21 protein-coding genes and 1 pseudogene are annotated in these 18337 nt (G+C 69.6%); 12 read left to right on the top strand and 10 right to left on the bottom strand.

The annotated features are described in order from the left end of the window. Positions 1 to 72: 72 nt before the first annotated feature. From ACVDFE_RS32955 to ACVDFE_RS32945, 3 genes are all read left to right on the top strand, one after another. Entirely contained in the window at positions 73 to 1047 is a 975-nt protein-coding gene (locus tag ACVDFE_RS32955; RefSeq protein WP_360387419.1) for an alcohol dehydrogenase catalytic domain-containing protein, read from the top strand. A 141-nt stretch (positions 1048 to 1188) separates the two neighbouring features. Beyond that, positions 1189 to 1890: an SDR family NAD(P)-dependent oxidoreductase gene (locus tag ACVDFE_RS32950; protein WP_458433264.1), complete on the top strand. Its 702-nt coding sequence runs from the start codon at positions 1189 to 1191 to the stop codon at positions 1888 to 1890. Between the two features lies 1 nt (position 1891). After that, complete coding sequence (locus tag ACVDFE_RS32945) at positions 1892 to 2227, top strand: nuclear transport factor 2 family protein (RefSeq protein WP_360387423.1); 336 nt, start codon at positions 1892 to 1894, stop codon at positions 2225 to 2227. On the opposite strand, the gene ACVDFE_RS32940 is transcribed toward ACVDFE_RS32945, so the two are convergent. Genes ACVDFE_RS32940 through ACVDFE_RS32925 form a run of 4 tightly spaced genes read right to left on the bottom strand, consistent with a single transcriptional unit; the run spans position 2224 to position 6204 of the window. After that, positions 2224 to 4572, bottom strand: a complete 2349-nt coding sequence (locus tag ACVDFE_RS32940) for a glycoside hydrolase family 65 protein (RefSeq protein WP_458433263.1) — start codon at positions 4570 to 4572, stop codon at positions 2224 to 2226. The two genes, ACVDFE_RS32945 and ACVDFE_RS32940, sit on opposite strands and share 4 nt — an antisense overlap. Continuing rightward, a complete protein-coding gene (locus ACVDFE_RS32935) occupies positions 4569 to 5246 on the bottom strand; it encodes an HAD family hydrolase (protein WP_458433262.1) in 678 nt (225 codons plus the stop codon). The genes ACVDFE_RS32940 and ACVDFE_RS32935 overlap by 4 nt, the downstream gene beginning before the upstream one ends. 7 nt (positions 5247 to 5253) lie before the next feature. Next, positions 5254 to 5478, bottom strand: coding sequence for a hypothetical protein (locus ACVDFE_RS32930; RefSeq protein ID WP_360387430.1), 225 nt, complete (start codon positions 5476 to 5478; stop codon positions 5254 to 5256). Positions 5479 to 5502: 24 nt separating this feature from the next. Beyond that, positions 5503 to 6204: a VIT1/CCC1 transporter family protein gene (locus tag ACVDFE_RS32925; RefSeq protein WP_360387433.1), complete on the bottom strand. Its 702-nt coding sequence runs from the start codon at positions 6202 to 6204 to the stop codon at positions 5503 to 5505. A 143-nt stretch (positions 6205 to 6347) separates the two neighbouring features. On the opposite strand from ACVDFE_RS32925, the gene ACVDFE_RS32920 reads away from it, so the two are divergent. The 3 genes from ACVDFE_RS32920 to ACVDFE_RS32910 all read left to right on the top strand — a co-directional run bounded on the left by ACVDFE_RS32920 (position 6348) and on the right by ACVDFE_RS32910 (position 7775). After that, positions 6348 to 6992, top strand: coding sequence for a hypothetical protein (locus ACVDFE_RS32920; protein WP_360387436.1), 645 nt, complete (start codon positions 6348 to 6350; stop codon positions 6990 to 6992). A 467-nt stretch (positions 6993 to 7459) separates the two neighbouring features. Next, complete coding sequence (locus ACVDFE_RS32915) at positions 7460 to 7615, top strand: hypothetical protein (RefSeq protein ID WP_458433260.1); 156 nt, start codon at positions 7460 to 7462, stop codon at positions 7613 to 7615. Next, complete coding sequence (locus tag ACVDFE_RS32910; protein ID WP_458433258.1) at positions 7605 to 7775, top strand: hypothetical protein; 171 nt, start codon at positions 7605 to 7607, stop codon at positions 7773 to 7775. The genes ACVDFE_RS32915 and ACVDFE_RS32910 overlap by 11 nt, the downstream gene beginning before the upstream one ends. Positions 7776 to 7842: 67 nt before the next feature. Here ACVDFE_RS32910 and ACVDFE_RS32905 read toward each other — a convergent pair whose 3' ends face one another. From ACVDFE_RS32905 to ACVDFE_RS32890, 4 genes are all read right to left on the bottom strand, one after another. After that, a complete protein-coding gene (locus ACVDFE_RS32905) occupies positions 7843 to 8409 on the bottom strand; it encodes a LysM peptidoglycan-binding domain-containing protein (RefSeq protein WP_458433256.1) in 567 nt (188 codons plus the stop codon). A 169-nt stretch (positions 8410 to 8578) separates the two neighbouring features. Then, on the bottom strand, positions 8579 to 9520 hold the full coding sequence (locus ACVDFE_RS32900) for a C40 family peptidase (protein ID WP_458433254.1): 942 nt from the start codon (positions 9518 to 9520) through the stop codon (positions 8579 to 8581). 263 nt (positions 9521 to 9783) lie between these two features. Beyond that, the gene (locus ACVDFE_RS32895; RefSeq protein WP_458433253.1) at positions 9784 to 10764 is read right to left on the bottom strand and encodes a C40 family peptidase; all 981 of its coding nucleotides are present in this window, start codon (positions 10762 to 10764) and stop codon (positions 9784 to 9786) included. Between the two features lie 63 nt (positions 10765 to 10827). After that, positions 10828 to 11094, bottom strand: a complete 267-nt coding sequence (locus tag ACVDFE_RS32890) for a hypothetical protein (protein WP_458433252.1) — start codon at positions 11092 to 11094, stop codon at positions 10828 to 10830. 140 nt (positions 11095 to 11234) lie between these two features. Between ACVDFE_RS32890 and ACVDFE_RS32885 the strand changes: the two genes are divergently transcribed. From ACVDFE_RS32885 to ACVDFE_RS32870, 4 genes are read left to right on the top strand one after another with little or no spacing between them, the layout of a single operon-like run. After that, positions 11235 to 12227: an ABC transporter substrate-binding protein gene (locus tag ACVDFE_RS32885; protein ID WP_458433251.1), complete on the top strand. Its 993-nt coding sequence runs from the start codon at positions 11235 to 11237 to the stop codon at positions 12225 to 12227. Between the two features lie 4 nt (positions 12228 to 12231). Then, positions 12232 to 13422, top strand: coding sequence for an MFS transporter (locus ACVDFE_RS32880; RefSeq protein ID WP_360387452.1), 1191 nt, complete (start codon positions 12232 to 12234; stop codon positions 13420 to 13422). A gap of 2 nt (positions 13423 to 13424) precedes the next feature. Next, on the top strand, positions 13425 to 14345 hold the full coding sequence (gene pip / locus ACVDFE_RS32875) for a prolyl aminopeptidase (protein ID WP_458433250.1): 921 nt from the start codon (positions 13425 to 13427) through the stop codon (positions 14343 to 14345). Continuing rightward, complete coding sequence (locus ACVDFE_RS32870; RefSeq protein WP_458433249.1) at positions 14342 to 14749, top strand: DnaJ family domain-containing protein; 408 nt, start codon at positions 14342 to 14344, stop codon at positions 14747 to 14749. Before pip ends, ACVDFE_RS32870 begins: the two co-directional genes overlap by 4 nt. A gap of 1 nt (position 14750) precedes the next feature. Here the strand turns inward: ACVDFE_RS32870 and ACVDFE_RS32865 are convergent, their stop codons facing one another. Next, positions 14751 to 15266 (bottom strand): lytic polysaccharide monooxygenase auxiliary activity family 9 protein, encoded by a 516-nt coding sequence (locus ACVDFE_RS32865; RefSeq protein WP_360387458.1) that lies wholly within the window; start codon positions 15264 to 15266, stop codon positions 14751 to 14753. Positions 15267 to 15496: 230 nt separating this feature from the next. Here ACVDFE_RS32865 and ACVDFE_RS32860 point away from each other — a divergent pair. After that, a pseudogene (locus ACVDFE_RS32860) lies at positions 15497 to 16350 on the top strand (IS5 family transposase). Positions 16351 to 16747: 397 nt separating this feature from the next. Next, a complete protein-coding gene (locus ACVDFE_RS32855; RefSeq protein ID WP_458433248.1) occupies positions 16748 to 17488 on the top strand; it encodes a hypothetical protein in 741 nt (246 codons plus the stop codon). Positions 17489 to 17593: 105 nt separating this feature from the next. Here the strand turns inward: ACVDFE_RS32855 and ACVDFE_RS32850 are convergent, their stop codons facing one another. After that, positions 17594 to 18304 carry a toll/interleukin-1 receptor domain-containing protein gene (locus tag ACVDFE_RS32850; RefSeq protein WP_458433247.1) on the bottom strand — a complete coding sequence of 237 codons (711 nt, stop codon included), beginning with the start codon at positions 18302 to 18304 and terminating at the stop codon, positions 17594 to 17596. Positions 18305 to 18337 lie beyond the last annotated feature (33 nt).

Here is an 18337-nt window from a genome sequence, read left to right as displayed (position 1 = left end):
CTCACAGACAGGGTTGCGTGAGAGCGCTCCCATGGTCAGCGCGATCGGGTCGGCATGTCAAGAATGGATCTCATGCGCGCACTCACGGTAGATCCCGCACGAGCCGGCTCCCTGTCGCTGACCGAACTCCCCGACCCGGTGCCGGGACCGGACGAGCTGCTGGTCGAGGGTCTGGCGATCGGGATCTGCGGGACCGACCGCGAGATCGTCCGCGGCGAGTTCGGCACCGGTGGCGAACTGGTGATCGGGCACGAGTCGCTGGGCAGGGTGATCAGCGGTCCCGGCTTCGCGCCCGGCTCGCTGGTCGTGGGCGTGGTGCGCAGGCCGGACCCGGTGCCGTGCGCGCCCTGTGCGCGCGGGGAGTTCGACATGTGCCTCAACGGCCGGTACACCGAGCGCGGGATCACCGGCATCGACGGCTACGGCGCTACTTTGTGGACGGTGCCGGCGCAGTACGCCGTCGGTGTCAGCTCACGGGCCGGTGTGCTGCTCGAACCCGCGTCGGTGGTGGTCAAGGCGTGGGAGCGGCTGGAGCGGTTCGCGTTCTTCGACTTCGACAGCGTGCTGGTCACCGGTGCCGGTCCGATCGGGCTGCTGGCGGCCATGATCGGCGTGCAGCGCGGGCTGGACGTGCACGTGTTCGACGTCGCCTCGGACGGCCCGAAGCCGGACCTCGTCGAGTCGCTGGGCGCCACCTACCACCGGACGCTGCCCGACCACGAGGTCGTGATCGAGGCGACCGGTGCGCCGCAGCTGGTGGCGCAGCTGCTTGGGCGGCGGCTGGTGTGCCTGACCGGGGTGCCCTCGACCGAGGTGGTGCCGGTCGACCTCGGTCAGGCGAACCGGGACCTGGTGCTGCGCAACGGGATCACGTTCGGGACGGTCAACTCGAACGTCCGGCACTACCGCGAGGCCTCCGCGGTGCTCGACCGGGCGGACGACGCCTGGCTCTCGGCGATGATCACCAGGCGGGTGCCGCTGGAGTCCTGCGCGGAGGCCTTCGAGTCACGCCCCGGCGACGTCAAGGTGGTGCTGGAGCTGGACTGAGAAGAACTCCGCCACCGTCGCGGAACGCTCGTAGGCTGAGCCTCTCAGGCAGGAGGGAACAGGTCGCACCCATCCGAAATTGCCCGCCGGGAACCGCTGTTGTGCTGGTCAGTTCCACTCACGCTGCGAAAGGGCGAGGACATGACCGGCAAGGTCGCAGTGATCACGGGCGCGTCGCAGGGAATCGGTGCGGCGTTGGTGCCCGCTTATCGCAGGCTCGGTTTTTCGGTGGTCGCGGTGTCGCGGTCCGTCGAGGCCTCCGACGACCCCGAGGTGCTGGCCGTGCGCGCCGACCTCGCGGTACCCGGGGAGGGCGCACGGGTCATCGGGGAGGCGCTGGCGCGGTTCGGCCGCGTCGACACCCTGGTGAACAACGCGGGCGTCTTCGTCGCCAAGCCGTTCACCGAGTACACCGACGAGGACTACGAGACCGTGCTCGGCACGAACCTGCGCGGGTTCTTCGACATCACGCGCAGCGCGGTGAGCGCGATGGAAGCCACCGGCGGGCACGTCCTGAACGTGTCGACCGCCCTGGTCGACCACGCTCTTTCCGCCGTGCCGTCGGCACTCGCGTCGCTGACCAAGGGTGGCATCAACGCCGTCACCAGGTCGCTCGCGGTCGAGTACGCCACCCGCGACATCCGCTTCAACACGGTCGCGCTCGGCATCATCCGCACGCCGATGCACGCCCCGGAGACCCACGAGGCGCTGGCCTCGCTGCACCCGGTCAAGCGGATCGGCGAGGTCGACGAGGTGGTCGACGCGGTGCTGTTCCTCGAACGGGCCGGGTTCGTCACCGGCGAGGTCCTGCACGTCGACGGCGGCCAGAGCGCGGGGCACTGACATGGCCCTCATCGACGTCATGGACCGGTGGAAGGCCGCCGTGGACGCGCACGAACCGCAGCGCGTGGCGGAGCTGTTCACCGAGGACGCGATCTTCCAGGGCCTCAAGCCCTACGGGGTGGGACGTGAGGCGGTCGCCGCCTACTACGACTCCCAGCCGATCGGCCTGAAAGCCGAGTACGAGGTCCTCGAAACGCGAGAACTGGCGGAGAACCTGACGCTCGGCTATCTCGCGGTCGACTTCTCGTTCGCCGACCGGCCGGCGGTCGCGGTGAACCTGAGCGTGCTGGTGCGGGGAGACCTGATCACGCACTACCAGGTCTCCCCACTGCCCTAGCGCTCCGTGCCCGGCTGTCCGGGAGCCGCCCTGCGCGGCTCCCGGCCGTACGGGCCCTTCGGCCGTTCCAGCTCCGGCGCCGGCGGGAGCGGCATCGTCACCGGGTTGCCCTCGGTGATCGTGATCCGCTCCCCGTGGTGCCTCGTCGTCAGCTCGGTGCCGTCGACGATCCGGTAGGTCGCCTCCGTCTCGGTCACCTCGACCCCGATCCTGGTGCCCCGGAACGACATCCGGAACGAGAACCGGCGCAGCGCGGCGGGCATCCGCGGCGCGAACGTCAGCTCGCCGCCGTGGTCGCGCATGCCGCCGAACCCGGCCACCAGCGCCATCCACGCACCGGCCAGCGAGGCCATGTGCAGTCCGTTGTGGACGTTGTCGTGCAGGTCGTGCAGGTCGGTGAACGCGGCCTCGACCAGGTAGTCGAACGCCAGGTCCAGGTGCCCGACCTCGGCCGCGATCACCGCCTGCGTCCCGGCCGACAGCGACGAGTCCCGCACGGTCCGCGCCTCGTAGTAGGCGAAGTTGCGGGCCTTCTCCTGCGCGGTGAACGCGTCACCGCGCAGGTGCATCGCCAGCACGAGGTCCGCCTGCTTCACCACCTGCTTGCGGTACAGGTCGAAGTACGGGTAGTGCAGCAGCAGCGGGTACTTCTCCTGCGGCGTGCCCTCGAAGTCCCACTCGGCGTGCTTGGTGAAGTTGTCCGCCTGCGGGTGGACCTGGAGCATCTCGTCGTAGGGCAGCGCCATCTTGTCCGCGGCCCTGCGCCACTCGGCGATCTCCTCCTCACTCGCCCCCGCCCGGTCCGGGTGCCGTTCGGCGGCGTCGGCGGCGGCACGCAGGTTCTGCTGGGCGATCAGGTTCGTGTAGACGTTGTTGTCCACGATCGCCGAGTACTCGTCCGGACCGGTGACGCCGTCGATGCGGAACCCGTCGTGCGGGTCGTGGTGGCCGAGCGAGGTCCACAGCCGTGCGGTCTCGGTGAGGATCTCGACGGCCTCCTCCCGGTCGAAGTCCTCGTCGTTCGTCGCGTTGAGGTACTGCTGGGTGGCGTAGGCGACGTCGCCGGAGACGTGGAACGCGGCCGTGCCCGCCGGCCAGTACGCGCTGCACTCGGCACCGTTGATGGACCGCCACGGGAACGCGGCACCCCCGAGCCCCAGCACCTTCGCACGGTCGCGGGCCTTGTCCAGCGTGGAGTGCCGCCACCGCAGGGCGTCGCGGGCCGCGTCCGGGACGGTGTAGGTGAGCACCGGCAGCACGAACGTCTCGGTGTCCCAGAACGCGTGCCCGTCGTAGCCGGGACCGGTCAGCCCCTTGCCCGGAATCGCGCGGGTCTCCCCGCGGGCACCGGCCTGCAGGATGTGGAACAGCGAGAACCGGATCGCCTGCTGCAGCTCGTCGTCACCGTCGAGCTCGATGTCGGCGACCTCCCAGAAGTCGTCCAGGAACGCCCTCTGCTCGGCCAGCAGCCCGGTCCAGCCGGTCTGCAGCGCACCGGCGAGCGCGGCCTCGACCTGCGCCCGCAGCGAGGGCGTCGACCGCTGCGCCGACCAGCCGTAGCCGAGGTACTTGGTGAGCTTGAGGCTGCTGCCCCCGGCCACGTCGACCGCGACGGTGAACCGGGCCAGGTCGTCCTCGGCGCGGATGTCCGTGCGCGGGTCCACACCGCCCGCGTCGACCTCGTGGTCCATCGCCGCGGCCATCCGCAGCCCGGACTCCCTGGTGTGGTGGCAGAGCACCGCCCTGGCCTTCTCGGCCATGACGAAGTCCGCGACCAGCGGTGCGTTCAGCGCGGCCGCGACGCGGGGGTCGTTGGTGCGCTTCTCGATGGGTTCGTTGACCAGCAGGTCGGACTGGACGACGAGCTGCACGTCGTCCACCGGCTCGACCTCGTAGCGGATGGCGGCGACCGCGCGTTGCGTGAACGACACCAGCCGCTCGCTGCGCACCACCACCCGCCGGCCGGTCGGGGACTCCCACACCGTGCGGCGGCGCAGCGTGCCGGAGCGGAAGTCCAGCGTCCGCTCGTGCTCCAGCGCGGTGCCGTAGCGCATGTCCAGCGGCTCGTCCTCGACCAGCAACCGGATGATCTTGCCGTCGGTGACGTTGACGACCGTCTGGCCCGCCTCCGGGTAGCCGTAGCCGCCCTCGCCGTAGGGCAGCGGGTGCTCCTCGTAGAAGCCGTTGAGGTAGGTGCCCGGCAGACCGCGCGGCTCACCCTCGTCGAGGGTGCCGCGGAAGCCGATGTGCCCGTTGGCCAGGGCGAACGTCGACTCGGTCCGGTGCAGCTGGTCGACCGCGAGGCCCTGCCAGCGCAACTGCCACGGTTCGATCGCGTAGCTCATGACAGCAGCTCGTCGAGCTCGTCGACCACCTGGTCGGCACCGTGTTCGCGCAGGGCGTCGCGCTGGTTGCCGCGGTCGACGCCGACGACGAACCCGAACCCGCCCTTGCGCCCGGCCGCGACACCGGCGAGCGCGTCCTCGAAGACGGCGGCGTGCTCCGGTGCCGTCTTCAACCTCTTCGCGCCCTCGACGAAGGAGTCGGGTTCCGGTTTGCCGCGCAGGTTGTCCGCCGCGATGACGTTGCCGTCCACCAGCGCGTCGACGTAGTCCAGCAGGTTGCCCGAGCGCAGCACGCGCATCGCGTTCGCCGAGGACGTGACCACCCCGATCGGCAGCCCGGCCTCGCGCGCCTTCTGCAGGTAGCGCACCGAACCGGGGTAGGGCGTGATGCCCTCCTCGTCGATGATGTGGTTCACCAGGTCGTTCTTGCGGTCACCGATGCGGCGGACCTCCTCCTCCGGCGGCGTGAGCCCGCGCGAGGCCAGGAAGCTTCTGACGCCGTCGTAGCGCGGCTTGCCGTCCACGTAGGAGAGGTAGTCCTGCTCGCTGAACGGCTGACCCATGTCCTCGAAGGTCTGCCGCCACGCCTTGCGGTGCAGGACCGCGGTGCTCGTGAGCACACCGTCGAGGTCGAACAGCAACGCCGTGATCCGGTCCGGGATGCCGAGGCTCATGTTGTGATCATGCACCCGTCTCGTCGTTCTCGCGCCGTTCCTCTTGAAGGCGTTCGTCGAGCGGCCGGGGGTGGGCCTGCTCGTACTCGGTCGTCCCGTACCGGTCGGCCCCCGCCCAGCCCTCCGGCGGGTCCATGCCCTCCTCCAGCGGGTCCTTCTGGAGGTTGTCCTCGTCGAGGGCCTCGAAGTCGTCGGTGTCGGCGGGTGCGTAGCTACCCCTGTCTTCACTCATGGCGCACCTGTACCCGCATTCGGTCTATCCGATGCTTTGGCCCACGAGCGCCCCGACCGCGTAGGTGATGCCCATGGCGATCAGGCCTCCCACGACGTTGCGCAGGACAGCGCGCTGCTTCGGCGCGTTGCTCAGGCGCGCGCTGACGTAGCCGGTCAGCGCGAGGGTGGCTATCGCGGCGATGACCGTCACAGGCACGCGCAGCGACGGTGAGGTGGTGGCGATGGCGATGAGGGGGAGCAGCGCGCCGATGGTGAAGCTCACGAAGCTGGCGATGGCGGCGGCCCACGGGTTGGTGAGGTTGTCGGGGTCGATCTTGAGCTCGACGTCGGCGTGCGCGGCCAGCGCGTCGTGCTCGGTGAGCTGCTCGGCGACCTGCCGGGCGGTCTCGGCGTCGAGGCCCTTGTCCCGGTAGATGCCCGCGAGCTCCTTCAGCTCCTCGTCGGGCGTGTCCCGCAGCTCGCGCTTCTCCTGCGCGATCAGCGCGCGTTCGGCGTCGCGCTGGCTGCTGACGCTGACGTACTCGCCGCTGGCCATCGACATCGCGCCCGCGAACAGCCCGGCGAGGCCCGCGACGAGGATCTGGGTCCTGTCCGCGGTGGCGCCCGCGACGCCCACGACCAGGCTGGCGGTGGAGACGATGCCGTCGTTCGCGCCCAGGACCCCGGCGCGCAGCCAGTTCATCCGGTTGCCGCTGACGTCGTCGTGGGGCTCGTGATGCGTCATTTCCGCAGGCTATCGTGCACTGTTCAGGCGTGCGTCGACCGGTGTTTGCCCAGGTCAACCGGTTGGACGTCGTTTTTTGTCAGACCCCGGTGGCACACTGTCGAACAGATGTTCGTCACGGTGCTTCCAGGAGGTCAGTCCAGATGCAGATCGAACCCAGCCGCTGGCCCGGCCGCGTGGTCCCCGCCACCGACGCCGACGTGGCCACCGCCGTCGAGTCGCTGTGCGTGCGCGCCTCCTGGCCCGACGCGAACCGCCACTGGGTCCGCCGCACCCTCGAACCCTGGTTCGCCGCCGGCTGGTCCGTCGACGCCGTGCTCGCCGCGATCGACACGCACCCCGACGGCACCCGCCAGGGCCGCCCCCGCTCCCGCTCGCAGGTGGCGCACGAGTTCCTGCGCGCCCGCCTGCGCTCGTGGACGGCGGACGGCACCCTGGCCCGCCCGCCGTTACCGGGCATGACGCTGGGCGAGTGGTTCCGCGTGAACCGCCGCAACGCCCTGCTCAACACCCCGCGCCGCGCCCGCGAACTGGGCACGGAGGGCGAACGCGCCCGCGCGGCCTCCCGCGCCCTGGCCCACCGCCGCGACCCCGTGGAACGCAGCCGCGAGAAGGGCCGCCGCCGCCAGGAGTCGCTGGACAGCCTCCTGGTGCCGGGCGTGCAGGCACCGAGCTTCGCCGACTCGTGGCGGCTGGTCGCCGAGCTCGTGCCGGTGCCGCGGGTCTGCTCCGCCTGCGGCCACGTGCGGCAGGAGACGGCTCGTCCCGCGACGCACCGGGTGGCTTAGGGGCCTGTTTCGGCTCTTGGGCTGCCCGGTGTGGGCCGGCTGGGAGCGGGCGTGGGCGTGCCGGGGTCCAGGCTGCGGGCGATGCGCGGGGACGCGGCGGCGCGTTCCGGGCACAGGTGCCGTGCTCGGACGCTGGGCGCGTGGGGAGTGTTGGGCGCGGGTGCCGTGCTGCGGGCGCTGGGCGCGTGGGGAGTGTTGAGCGCGGGTGCCGTGCTGCGGGCGCTGGACGCGGGTGGCCGCGCTGTCCGCTGCGACCGGTCCGCGTCGGAGCCCGTCCACCGGACCCTGGCGGTTGATCCGCTCGATTGCCCCGCCGAGCCCGGCGATCCGCCCGTCCGCCCTGGCTCCGCCACCGATCTCGGGCCTTCTACCTGCGCGTTCTCCACATCCATCGGCATCCGATGGTTGAGGCGGGTGCTCACCGGGAACACGGGGCGCGTTCGTTGTTTCCAGACAAAGGGGCCGACATGCTCGAAGTGACGCCGGTGGCTGCGGAAGTCATCAACGAGCTGACTTCACAGTCCACCACCAACGACGACGTCGGCCTGAGGTTCGCTCTCGCCACCGAGCAGGACAGCCAGGCGGCGCTCGAGCTTCTCCCTCAGCGAGCCGGTGGACGGTGACCAGGTGGTGACCGCCGACGCGGGTGCCAAGGTCATCATGGAGCCGGCCGCCGCGGAGTTCCTGGACGACAAGGTCCTCGACGTGCGGCAGGACGAGGAGGGCAACCCGGCCTTCGCGATCGCCCGCCAGGCGCCCGAGGACGGGGTCGCCTCCGTGTAGACGCCACGTGCGCGAACGGGCCGGTCCTCCGAGGAGAGGACCGGCCCGTTCGCATGTGCGCGGGAGCTCAGGGCATGCGCAGGACCTGGCCGGGGTGGATCAGGTCGGGGTTCTCGATGCCGTTGACGGCCGCGACGTCGGTGTAGCGGTTGCCGTCGCGGTACCAGCTCTCGGCGATCGCCCACAGCGAGTCGCCGGGCTGCACGGTGTAGGTGAGCACCTCCGGTGCCGGCGGGGCCTGTTCGGCCGGGGCCGGGGCGGCGGGGGCGGGCTCTGCGGCGGCCGGGGTGGACTGCGGCGTGTCGGTGTTCGTGCCGCTGGCCCACTTGGCGCTGCCGTCGCCGCCGACCACGACGAGGTTGCGGTCGTCCTGCAGCACGAGGCGCGAGCCGGTGTTGCCGGCGGTGTCGGTGGCCCACACCGGGTTGTTGTCACCGTTGTAGAGCACGAAGTTGCCGTCGTCCTGCAGCGCGGCGCGCACGGCGCCCCTGCCGTTGGTGCCGCTGGCCCAGACGGTGCCGTTGTTCTCCGTCAGCACCAGGTTGCCGTCGGACTGGAGGGTCAGGGAGTAGCCGTTGGCAGTGGTGAGCTGCTGGCCGGTGGTGAGCTCCTGGCCGGCTTCCAGAGTGTTCATCGACGCTCCACTTCGCACGCGAAGGCCGCCGGGTCCGGGCGGCCACCCGGACCGTAGTGCGGTGCGGCCGGGACCGCAGGGTCAGCGCGGCTCCTGCACCCGATGCGGTGATGGACGCACAACGCCCCCGTCCCGGGGCAGCGGGACGGGGGCGTTGCGGAGAACCTGGTCAGCCCTCGATGCGGCGCATCCCGGTGACCGGGCCGATCGAGTTGATGTCGGCGATCTTCACCGGCTGGCCCTCCGTCGACGCGTGCACGGCGCGCACGTTGTCGATCGCCATGGCCACGTGGGACTGGCTGGAGTAGTAGACGATGATGTCGCCCGCCTTGACCTCGCTGCGCGAGACCGGGCGACCCGCTGCCGCCTGGGCGTAGCTGGTGCGGCCGATGGACACGCCCGCGTAGGCGTAGGCCTTCTGGATCAGCGAGGAGCAGTCCCACGAGTCCGGGCCGTTGGAGCCGTAGACGTAGGGCTCACCGCGCTGGGCGAGGGCGAACTCCAGGGCCTTGCCGGCGGTGCCGGCCGGGACCAGGATGTTCGACATGTCGCCCTTGCTCTTCAGGGCGTTCTGGGTCGCGGTGTTCAGCTGGTTGTACTGAGCACGCACTTCCTCGATCTGCTTCGCGAGCGCGGCCTTCTTCTGCTCGATGTCCGCGAGCAGCTTCTTCGACGCCTCGGTGGCCTCGTTGGCCGTCCTGGTGGCGGCGTCCGCGGCCTCGACGGCGTCGGTGAGCTTCTTGAGGGCTTCCGCGTTGTCCGTGGCCAGGATGTTGATGGCCGTCATGCGGTTGAGGAAGTCCTGCTGCGAGTTGCTCACGAGCAGCGCGGAGAGCTGGTTGAAGCGGGCTCCGCCGAACGAGGCCTCTGTGAGCAGGTCGACCTGGCCGCGGAGGGTCTCCTCCGCCTGCTTGGCGACGACGAGGTCGTTCTTCGCCTTGTCCAGCTCGCCCTGCTTGGCCTTCAGGTCGTCCTGGGCCTTGAGCTGGTCCTGGTTGATCTGCGACGCCTGCTCGTTGAGCTCGTTGTACTTCTTGAGCGCGTCAGCAGCCGTCGGTTGTGCGGTGGCCGGGGCCGTGGGCAGTGCGGCGGCGACGACAGCAGCCGCCACGATCGCTCCACGCACGGTACGGCGTGAGGGTTGCGACACCACGTCGCGGGTCCTCCTTTTTCCTGGCAGCCGCCACGCTGAGAACTACTGCGCGTGAGGCGGCAACCTTGGCGTGTGCCCCGAGTGGGTTAACTGCTGGGCCGAAGGTCTCGGACAGGTTACGGAATGACCTTGTGTTCGTCTACCACCGGATCCTCACCAGTTCGGCGAACGCACGCTCTCACAGTCGTCTACGTCGGCTTATCGCGGGGTGGAGAGACGCGTCACCCGACGACGCGGCGAATCACCGAAATGGGACCGATCGAGTCGATGTCGGCGATTTTGACCGGAACGCCCTCCGTGGACGCGTGCACCGCGCGGACGCTGTCCACGGCCATCGCCACGTGCGACTGACCTGCGTAGTAGATGATGAGGTCGCCCGGCGCGATGGTCGCCCGCGTCACCGCGCGGCCCACCTTCGCCTGGTCGTAGGTGACCCGCGGGATCGAGACGTTCGCGGCCCGGTAGGCGGCCTGCACCAGCGAGGAGCAGTCCCACTGGTCGGGGCCGTTGGCGCCGAACACGTACGGCTCGCCGCGCTGCGCCAGCGCGAAGTTCAGCGCCGTGCCGGCCGCACCCGCGGGCACCGGCACCGCCGAGGTGTCGCCCTTGGCGGCCAGCGTCGCCTGCTGCGGCCTCGACAGCGACTGGTACTTGGCCCGCGCGGTCGCCACCTGCTGGTCCATCGCGGTCTTGCGGGCCGCCACGTCCGCGACGAGCTCGGTCGCCGCCTCGGCCGCCGAGGCCGCGCCGGCCCTGGCCTTCGCGGCCGCCGTCAGCGTGGCGTCGAGCCGGGCCACCGCCTCGTTGTTCTCCGCGGCGAGGACGTTGAGCGCCTGCATGCGCTCCAGGAAGTCCTGCTGGGACGTGCTGGTCAGCAGCGCGGAGATGTCGCTGAACCGCGCTCCCTGGAACGACGCCTCGGTCAGCAGGTCCACCTGCCCGCGGAACTGTTCGGACGCGGCCAGCGCCTGCTTCTCGGTCTCGGTGGCGGTGCCGAGCCGCGTGTTCGCCGCCGCCAGGTCGACCTGCGCCTTGAGGTGGTCCTGGGTGAGCTCCTCGGCGTGGTGGGTCAGCTCGGTGTAGGCCTTCAGCGCGTCGGCGGCCGGTTGGGCGTGCGCGGAGGGCGTCGACACCACCGTCGCGGCCACCACCGCGGCGAGAGCGGCCGTCCTCGCGGTCCTTGCAGCACGTCGGCCGGACACGCGGCCTCCTCAGGAGTCGGGAACAACTTCTGAGGAGGCGTACGGCCGGTGGGCCGACCGGGTTCAGCCCTGGGCGTGATCCAGCATCTCGGCGACGACCGCGCCGTTGCCGCAGTGGTTCAGCACCTCTCCGACCGAGCTGCCGAACACGGGTGCGGTCAGGACGTCCGTCGCGCACACGGCCACGGCGCTGTGGTTCCAGGGGTTCTCGGGCACCTGCACGTCCGGGCCGAACATCGAACCGGGGTCGGCCAGTGCGGGGGACGCGGCGGCGAGTGCGGCACCGGCGGCCGCGAGAACAGAGGTTGCGATACGTGAGTATTTGGACACGACGCGCAACCTAGAGGTGCTCACGGCTCCATTACGGCACCACTCGCCGGTTCGACACCAACACCACCCGATCAGGCACCCTGCGCGGGTTCCATGGGCGCTTGATAGGTTAGGCAAGCCTAAACTCAGGAGGTGGACAGGTGCGCAGGACAGTCGCCGCGGTGCTCTTGCTCGGACTGGTGGCCGGGTGTGGTGGGACCACCCCCGCGGAGCAGCAGCAGGACCAGTGGTCGTTCAAGGACGACCGGGGCAAGGAGGTCACCGCCGAGAAGCGGCCGGAGCGCGTGGTCGCACAGGTGTCCGCCGCGGGCGCGCTGAAGGACTACGGCGTCAACGTGGTCGGCACGTTCGGCCCGCTCAAGCGCGCGGACGGCACCACCGACCCCGAGGCGGGCAGCATCGACCCGAGCCAGGTCACCGACATCACCGGCCCCGGCTACGGCGAGATCGACATCGAGAAGTTCGCCGCGCTGAACGCCGACCTCGTCGTCGCCGGCTACTACCCCGAGGTCAGCGGGCTCTGGCACCTCACGGCCGAGTTCGAGGAGAAGGTCGCGAAGATCGCCCCGACCGTCGGCATCGGCCAGTCGAAGATCCAGCTGCCGGACGGCATCAAGCGCTTTCGCGACCTGGCCCAGTCCCTCGGCGCCGACGTCGACTCGGCCAAGGTGAAGGCCGACGAGCAGGCGTTCACCAAGGCCGCCGAGCGGTTGAAGGCCATCGGCGCCAAGATGACGGCCGCGAACCAGAAGATCCAGGTGGTCGGCGCCGACCCGAAGCTCTTCTACGTCGCGGTGCCGGCCCGCAACCCCGATCTCGACTGGTACGCGAAGGAGCTCGGCCTGCCGCTGCTCACGCCGGCCACGCCCGACGCCGAGGGCGGCGGCTACTTCCAGTCGCTGTCGTGGGAGAACGTCGGCACGTACAAGGAACACGTGATCATGTGGGACACCCGCCAGCACGTGCTCGACCCGGAGAAGATGAAGGAGGGCCACCCGGTCTTCCAGGCACTGCCCGCCGTGCAGGCCGGCCGGTTCGTGGAGTGGAACGCGGTCGCCCCGCTGAGCTACACCTCCTACGCCGGGATCATGAACAAATTGGCTGACCAGTTGGACGCGGCCTTGGCACGATGACCATGTGCTGACGCTTTTGAAGGACAACGGCCCGTTGCGCGTGCTCACCACCGCACGGGTCGTTTCCGTTGTCGGGGACGCGCTGAGCCTGGTCACGCTGATGCTGCACGTCCAGTCGGCGCTGGGGCAGGCGCTGGCGGTCGCCGCCCTGCTGCTCGTCGGGGACTTCGCGCCGTCGTTGCTCAGCCCGTTCACCGGCCTCGTGAGCGACCGCTTCGACCGGCGCACGGTCATGGTCGGCTGCGAGGCCGCGCAGTGCGTGCTGCTGGCGGTCATCGCGTTCACCCTGCCGCCGTTGCCGGTCCTGCTCGCGCTCGTCGGGCTGCGGGCGCTGCTGGGGCAGGTCTTCCTGCCGGCGTCGCGGGCGGCGGTGCCGAGCCTGGTCGCGGAGGAGGACCTCGGGCCCGCGAACACCGCGCTGGGCTTCGGCACCAACAGCGCGGACGTGCTCGGGCCGCTGCTCGCCGCCGTGCTGCTGACGTTCCTCGACACCCGCGGTGTGCTGCTCGTGGACGCCGCCTCCTTCGCGCTGGCCGCGGTGTTGCTGCTGCGGCTGCCGCGGCTGGTGGTGCCGGCGGAACCGGGGGAGACGGTCCTGGGCGACGCCCGTGCCGGGCTGCGCGAGATCTGGCACAACCGCACGGTGCGGATCGTGTTCCTGGGCTTCTGCGGAGTCGTGGCGTGCACCGCGATCGACGACGTGGCGGTCATCCAGCTCACCAAGGACGTCTTCGGGAGCTCCGACAGCGCGGCGAGCGTGGTGCTGGCCGCGGTCGGCGCCGGGTTGCTCGCCGGGTACGCGTTGCTCGCCAAGGGGTCCGCGCGGCTGGGCATGGTCGCGCTGCTCGTCACCGGGTTCGTGCTGAGCAGCGCGGGCAACCTGCTCACCGGTCTGGCGTGGGGCGTCGCGTCGGCGTTCGCGCTGCAGGCGGTGCGCGGGCTGGGCATCGCGGGCATGGACGTCGCGCACAGCACGCTGCTGCAACGGCTGGTGCCCGCCGACCGGACGGGCCGGGTGTTCGGCAACTTCTACGGCGGGATCGGCGTCGCCGCGGCGCTGTCGTACGTCGGCGGCGGCCTGCTGCTCGACGCGGCCGGACCCCGGCTGACGTTCGTCGTGGCCGGTGGCGCGGGCGTGCTCGTGGCGGTCTGGGTCGCGGTCGCCCTGCGCCGGCACGGCTCGGTAGCCTCGTGATCATGGACCTCCTCGACCACGGCCTGCTCGACGTCGGCGACGGCAACCGGCTCTACTGGGAGGTCGTCGGCGAGCCGGACGCCAAACCCGCCGTGTACCTGCACGGCGGACCGGGGTCGGGCTGCTCGGTCGGCGCGCGCAAGGTGTTGAGCGCGGGCAACTACAAGACGGTCCTGTTCGACCAGCGCGGTTGCGGCCGCAGCACGCCGAACGCGAGCGATCCGGCGACGGACCTGAGCGTCAACACCACCGACCACCTGATCGCCGACGTCGAACGGCTGCGCGAGCACCTCGGCATCGAGAAGTGGCTGGTGTTCGGCGGTTCCTGGGGTGTGACGCTGGCCGTCGCCTACGCGCAGCGCCACCCGGACCGGGTCAGCGAGCTGATCCTCGTGGCGGTCAGCCTGTCCTCGCAGCGCGAGCTGGACTGGCTGTACCGGGGCGCGTCCCGGTTCTTCCCGGAGGCGTGGGCCCGCTTCAGCGCGCACGCGGGCGATCCGCCGGACGTCGTGCGCGCCTACGCGGACCTGATGGAGCACCCCGACCGCGCGGTGCGGGAACGGGCGGCGATCGAGTGGTCGCGGTGGGAGGACACCGTGTTGTCGCTGGAGAACTTCGGCAAGCAGGGCAGCTGGACCGGCCGCCCCTCCGACGAGATGCTCGCGCTGGTGCGGATCTGCGCGCACTACTACGCCAACCACGGCTTCGTCGGCGACTTGGTGGGCGACGCGCACCGGCTCGCCGGCATCCCCGGTGAGATCATCCACGGCCGCCGCGACCTGAGCTGCCCACCCGACACGGCCTGGCGGTTGGCGAAGGCGTGGCCGGATGCGACGCTGACCGTCGTGGACGACAGCGGCCACAAGGGCAGTCCCGCGTTCGTCGCCGCCATCGAGGCCGCAGCGAGGAGGTTCTCCCCATGACGCAACGGAAACCGCACGGCATGGACTTCGAGTCGTGGATCGACCGCCAGATCCGCGAGGCCCAGGAGCGCGGCGAGTTCGACGGCCTGCCCAGCGCCGGCAAACCGCTGCCCGGCGCGGGGGAACCGCTCGACGAGGACTGGTGGATCAAGCGGAAGGTGCGCGAGGAGGAGGGGACAGCGGGCCTGCCGCCTTCCCTCGTGCTGCGCAAGGAAGCCGAGAGCGCGAAGGAACGCGCGCTCACGGCTCCCACCGACGAGGACGCGCGCGCGATCATCGAAGCGATCAACGCGCGCATCCTCGACGCACTGCGCAAACCGTTGTCCGGTCCGCCTTTGAACCTGATGCCGTTCAACGTCGAAAAGCTGGTACGTGAGCGGAAGGGGACCTCACGTACCGACTAGCTCAGCTCGCGTTGATGTCGATGCAGGAGTAGAACGCCATCGCGGTGTCGCCGATGTTCCACACCGCGAGGACCTTGTGCCGGCCCGCCGACCCCACGTTCACCGTGTGCTGCACGCTCGCCGGCGGCTGCTGGTTGTTGCCGCTGAACGTGGCCACCTTGCGACCGTCCACGAAGTAGTCGTAGTCCCGCGTGCGGTGCCGCGCGGTGAACGTCCAGTTGAACGTCACCGAACGACCGGTCTGGTGCACCTTCCAGCCCTTGCTGTCGTTGCTCAGCTCGGCGAACTGCGGCAGGTTGGCGTGGCAGCTCTGCAGCCCCTTCGGGCCCTCGACCGACTGCGGCTCGTACTTGATGTTGCCGCAGGAGACCACGCCACTGGCGCACTGGGCCTGACGGCTGGCGGGCGAGGACACGTACCCGTGCGCGAACGCCGTGCCGGTGGGGAGAGCCACGACGAGCAACGGTGCAGCGACCACACCGGCCACAGCGGCCGCGACCCTGCGTCGAATTTTCATGTGACTTCCTTTGCCTTGATGTTGCGGGTTGTGCGTTACATCGCGGCGGCGGTGAAGGTCTAGACCATACCGCGAGTGACGAAGGAGCCACAAGGTGTGCCTGCGGATCGGCTGGCGATGACATTGCCGCCGTCTGCGGGCGGATGCTGGTCGCGAGCAGGTGGTGCTGGCCGGGTATCTGCTGACCGCCGCAGGCTTAGAGTTCCTAACAGAATGATCAACGTGGTGGCGTGCAGCATGTCGGATGTGGATCATGTTTGACCGTGAGGAGGGGTCAGTCGCCGCCGTGGATCGTCTCGGACGATCTGTGGGAGCGGATCGAGCCGTTACTGCCGGTGGTGCCGCGCAGGCCGCGTAATCCTGGTCGTAAGAGGATGCCGGACCGGCAGGTGCTGTGCGGAATTCTGTTCGTGCTGCACACCGGGATCCAGTGGGAGTTCCTGCCGCAGGAGTTGGGCTTCGGCTCCGGGATGACCTGCTGGCGGCGGTTGCGCGACTGGAACGAGGCTGGCGTGTGGTCGCGGCTGCATGAGCTTCTGCTGGCGGAGTTGCACTCGGCGGGCAGGCTGGACTGGGACCGGGCAGTGATCGACACCTCGCACGTCCGTGCTGCTCGACGCGGCCCAAAAGCGGGCCGAGCCCGGTCGACCGCGCCCGGCCGGGCTCCAAACACCACGTCCTGACCGACGGCGGGGGCATCCCGCTCGCGGTCCTGCTCACCGGCGGCAACCGCAACGACGTCACCGGTCTCGAGCCGCTACTGGACGCGGTGCCCAACGTGCGCGGCAGACGGGGCCGGCCGCGCCGACGCCCGAGGACGGTCTACGCCGACCGCGGCTACGACCACGACAAGTACCGCAGACGCCTGCGCGCCAGGGGAATCACGCCGCGGATCGCTCGCCGCGGCGAGTCCCACGGCTCCGGCCTGGGGACAGTCCGCTGGGTCGTGGAGCGCACGATCGCCTGGTACCACGGCATGAAACGCCTGCGCATCCGCTGGGAACGCCGCGACGACATCCACGAAGCCTTCCTCGGCCTCGCTACCTGCATCATCTGCTACCGCCACGTCCAACGATTCTGTTAGGACCTCTTAGCGGTCCTGGACAGGGCTGTGGGGTCTGGTCGACCAGTGCGAGCTGCGAGCACGCACGAGGCCATCGGGCATGCTGACGCGCGGCTGGCCGAGGTGCTGCGGAAGCTGATCACGGCGGAGACGGACGCTCGACGGGTGCCCGGTCACGGCTGATCCGGCGGGTTACGATGCCTGGCATCACTGGGTTCGCTGCGCCGGTCGGCTTATCCTGCACCACGCCTGACACGTTCAGCGCTTCCCTGATCTTCACCATTCGGCGGGCAACCTTGTCGGTGATCGCGGTTGCGCCGATTGGCTGAACTTCCCTTTATCTCAGAGGGTGCTGGCCGCTCTTGTCGGGAGAAAATGGGACGCTGGTAGGTCCGACCGCAGAAGGGATTCCCGACTGATGACCTACCAGCCTAGCCGTGAATTGAACCTGACCTATGACCCGCAGCGAGGATGGTTCAATTTCGTGCTCTACAGTGAGACACCGAAGATGTGGGGATCTGCGCTCAACGCCACCCAGCGACTGCGCAAGTCCAGCCGGTACACGCAGGAATGGATTGGCCGGTTGCAAGACACCGAGCCGACCCCGCTTCACATGGCCCTGGTCTCCAATAATGAGGCCCCGCGACTGTGGGCTCCCTGCGTCTTCGACGACCCCGAGTCGCCGTCGGCAATCGCCGGCGACGGCTGTCTGTGTCTGACGACCCTCTACGATCCGCTCACCTGGATGCCCGTCGTGAAGGAGCACTACCGCACGGTCAGCGGGAACATCGAGAACTGGACCTACTGGACTTTCTCCCCATTGTCGCTGCCCGAGGGACAGGTGCTGGAGCGTTTGATCATCGATCGGGACGCTGGCGTCATGTGGCTGCGCAACGACCGCGGCGAGCTGCACTTCCTACCCGAGAAGACCGGCGACGGCTATAACGTCGGATACGGCGGCGGTGGACCCGGGAAGTTCGCCGAGATGATCGAGAAGATCGTGGCCTCCGGCGGTCACGACGTCACCCCGGACACGAGTCAGGTGACGGCGAACCGTCATCTGTACGACTGGACGTCCTCGCCCGTGTCGGACCGGACGCGGGAGTTGTCCCTGGCGCAGCTGCGGACCCTGCGGACGACGGGGACCGCCCCAGCCTGATTGCGCTTCTCGGCGACGATCTCCGAAGGGACGCCGTCGGAATGCGGCAATGCAGCCCAAAGCTATACCTCGGCCACCGGCCTTGGCCTCTTGTAGCTGGTCGGTCTATGCAGCGGGAAGCGCGGCCGCAGCGGCGGCGACCTTGGCTGCGACGTTGCTCAGCGTTGACTCCTTGGTACTGAGTCCAGCGTGCGAAGCCAGCATCGGGCTGACGTTGTTGAGGTCGTCGAAGCTCACTTCGTGTAGTACAGGGATGACGCGACGAGTGGAGAGCAGTACGGCCAGCTCCTTCTCGGCCACGCCCTCGGACTCGATGCTCCTGAGCAGCGCAGGCGTGACTAGCACGATCCCGACGCGGGAGTTTCGTAGCCCCTTATCAATCTCGCGGATCATGAGCGAACCGAGTAGGAGGTCTTCTTCGCTGAACCACACTGAGGCGCCATTCGACTTCAGGTGGCCATACAGCTCTTTTGCGCTACCTTCTCGGTCGTCCCAGGCGTGGCAGAGGAAGAGGTCGCGGCGTTCCGGGTGTGCCTGAGCCTGCTCGCCAGCCTTCTGGGTGAAGGGCTCGACGGTGCGCCATTCGGTAGGGGTGTACGACACCGTCGTGCCCGTCCTGGTGTGGCGCGAGCCTCCACCGCCTGACAAGCTTCGGTAACCCTCGCCGCTACCACTGGACGACCCTCCGCTGTAAGAAGTCCGTGGCGGGTTGTAGGAAGAGTAGGAGCGATACGAACTTCTCCCACGACATGCCGGGCATCGCGCAGCTGCCGCTGACGAGCGGTGGCCTTCGACTGGTGCTGTGCATTGCGCCATACGCGCATGGTAGATGCAACTTCCGGCATTATG

The organism is Lentzea chajnantorensis, assembly GCF_054300775.1.
The sequence above is the reverse complement of the archived record's forward strand: the minus strand, read 5'-3'. Positions and strand labels throughout refer to the sequence as shown.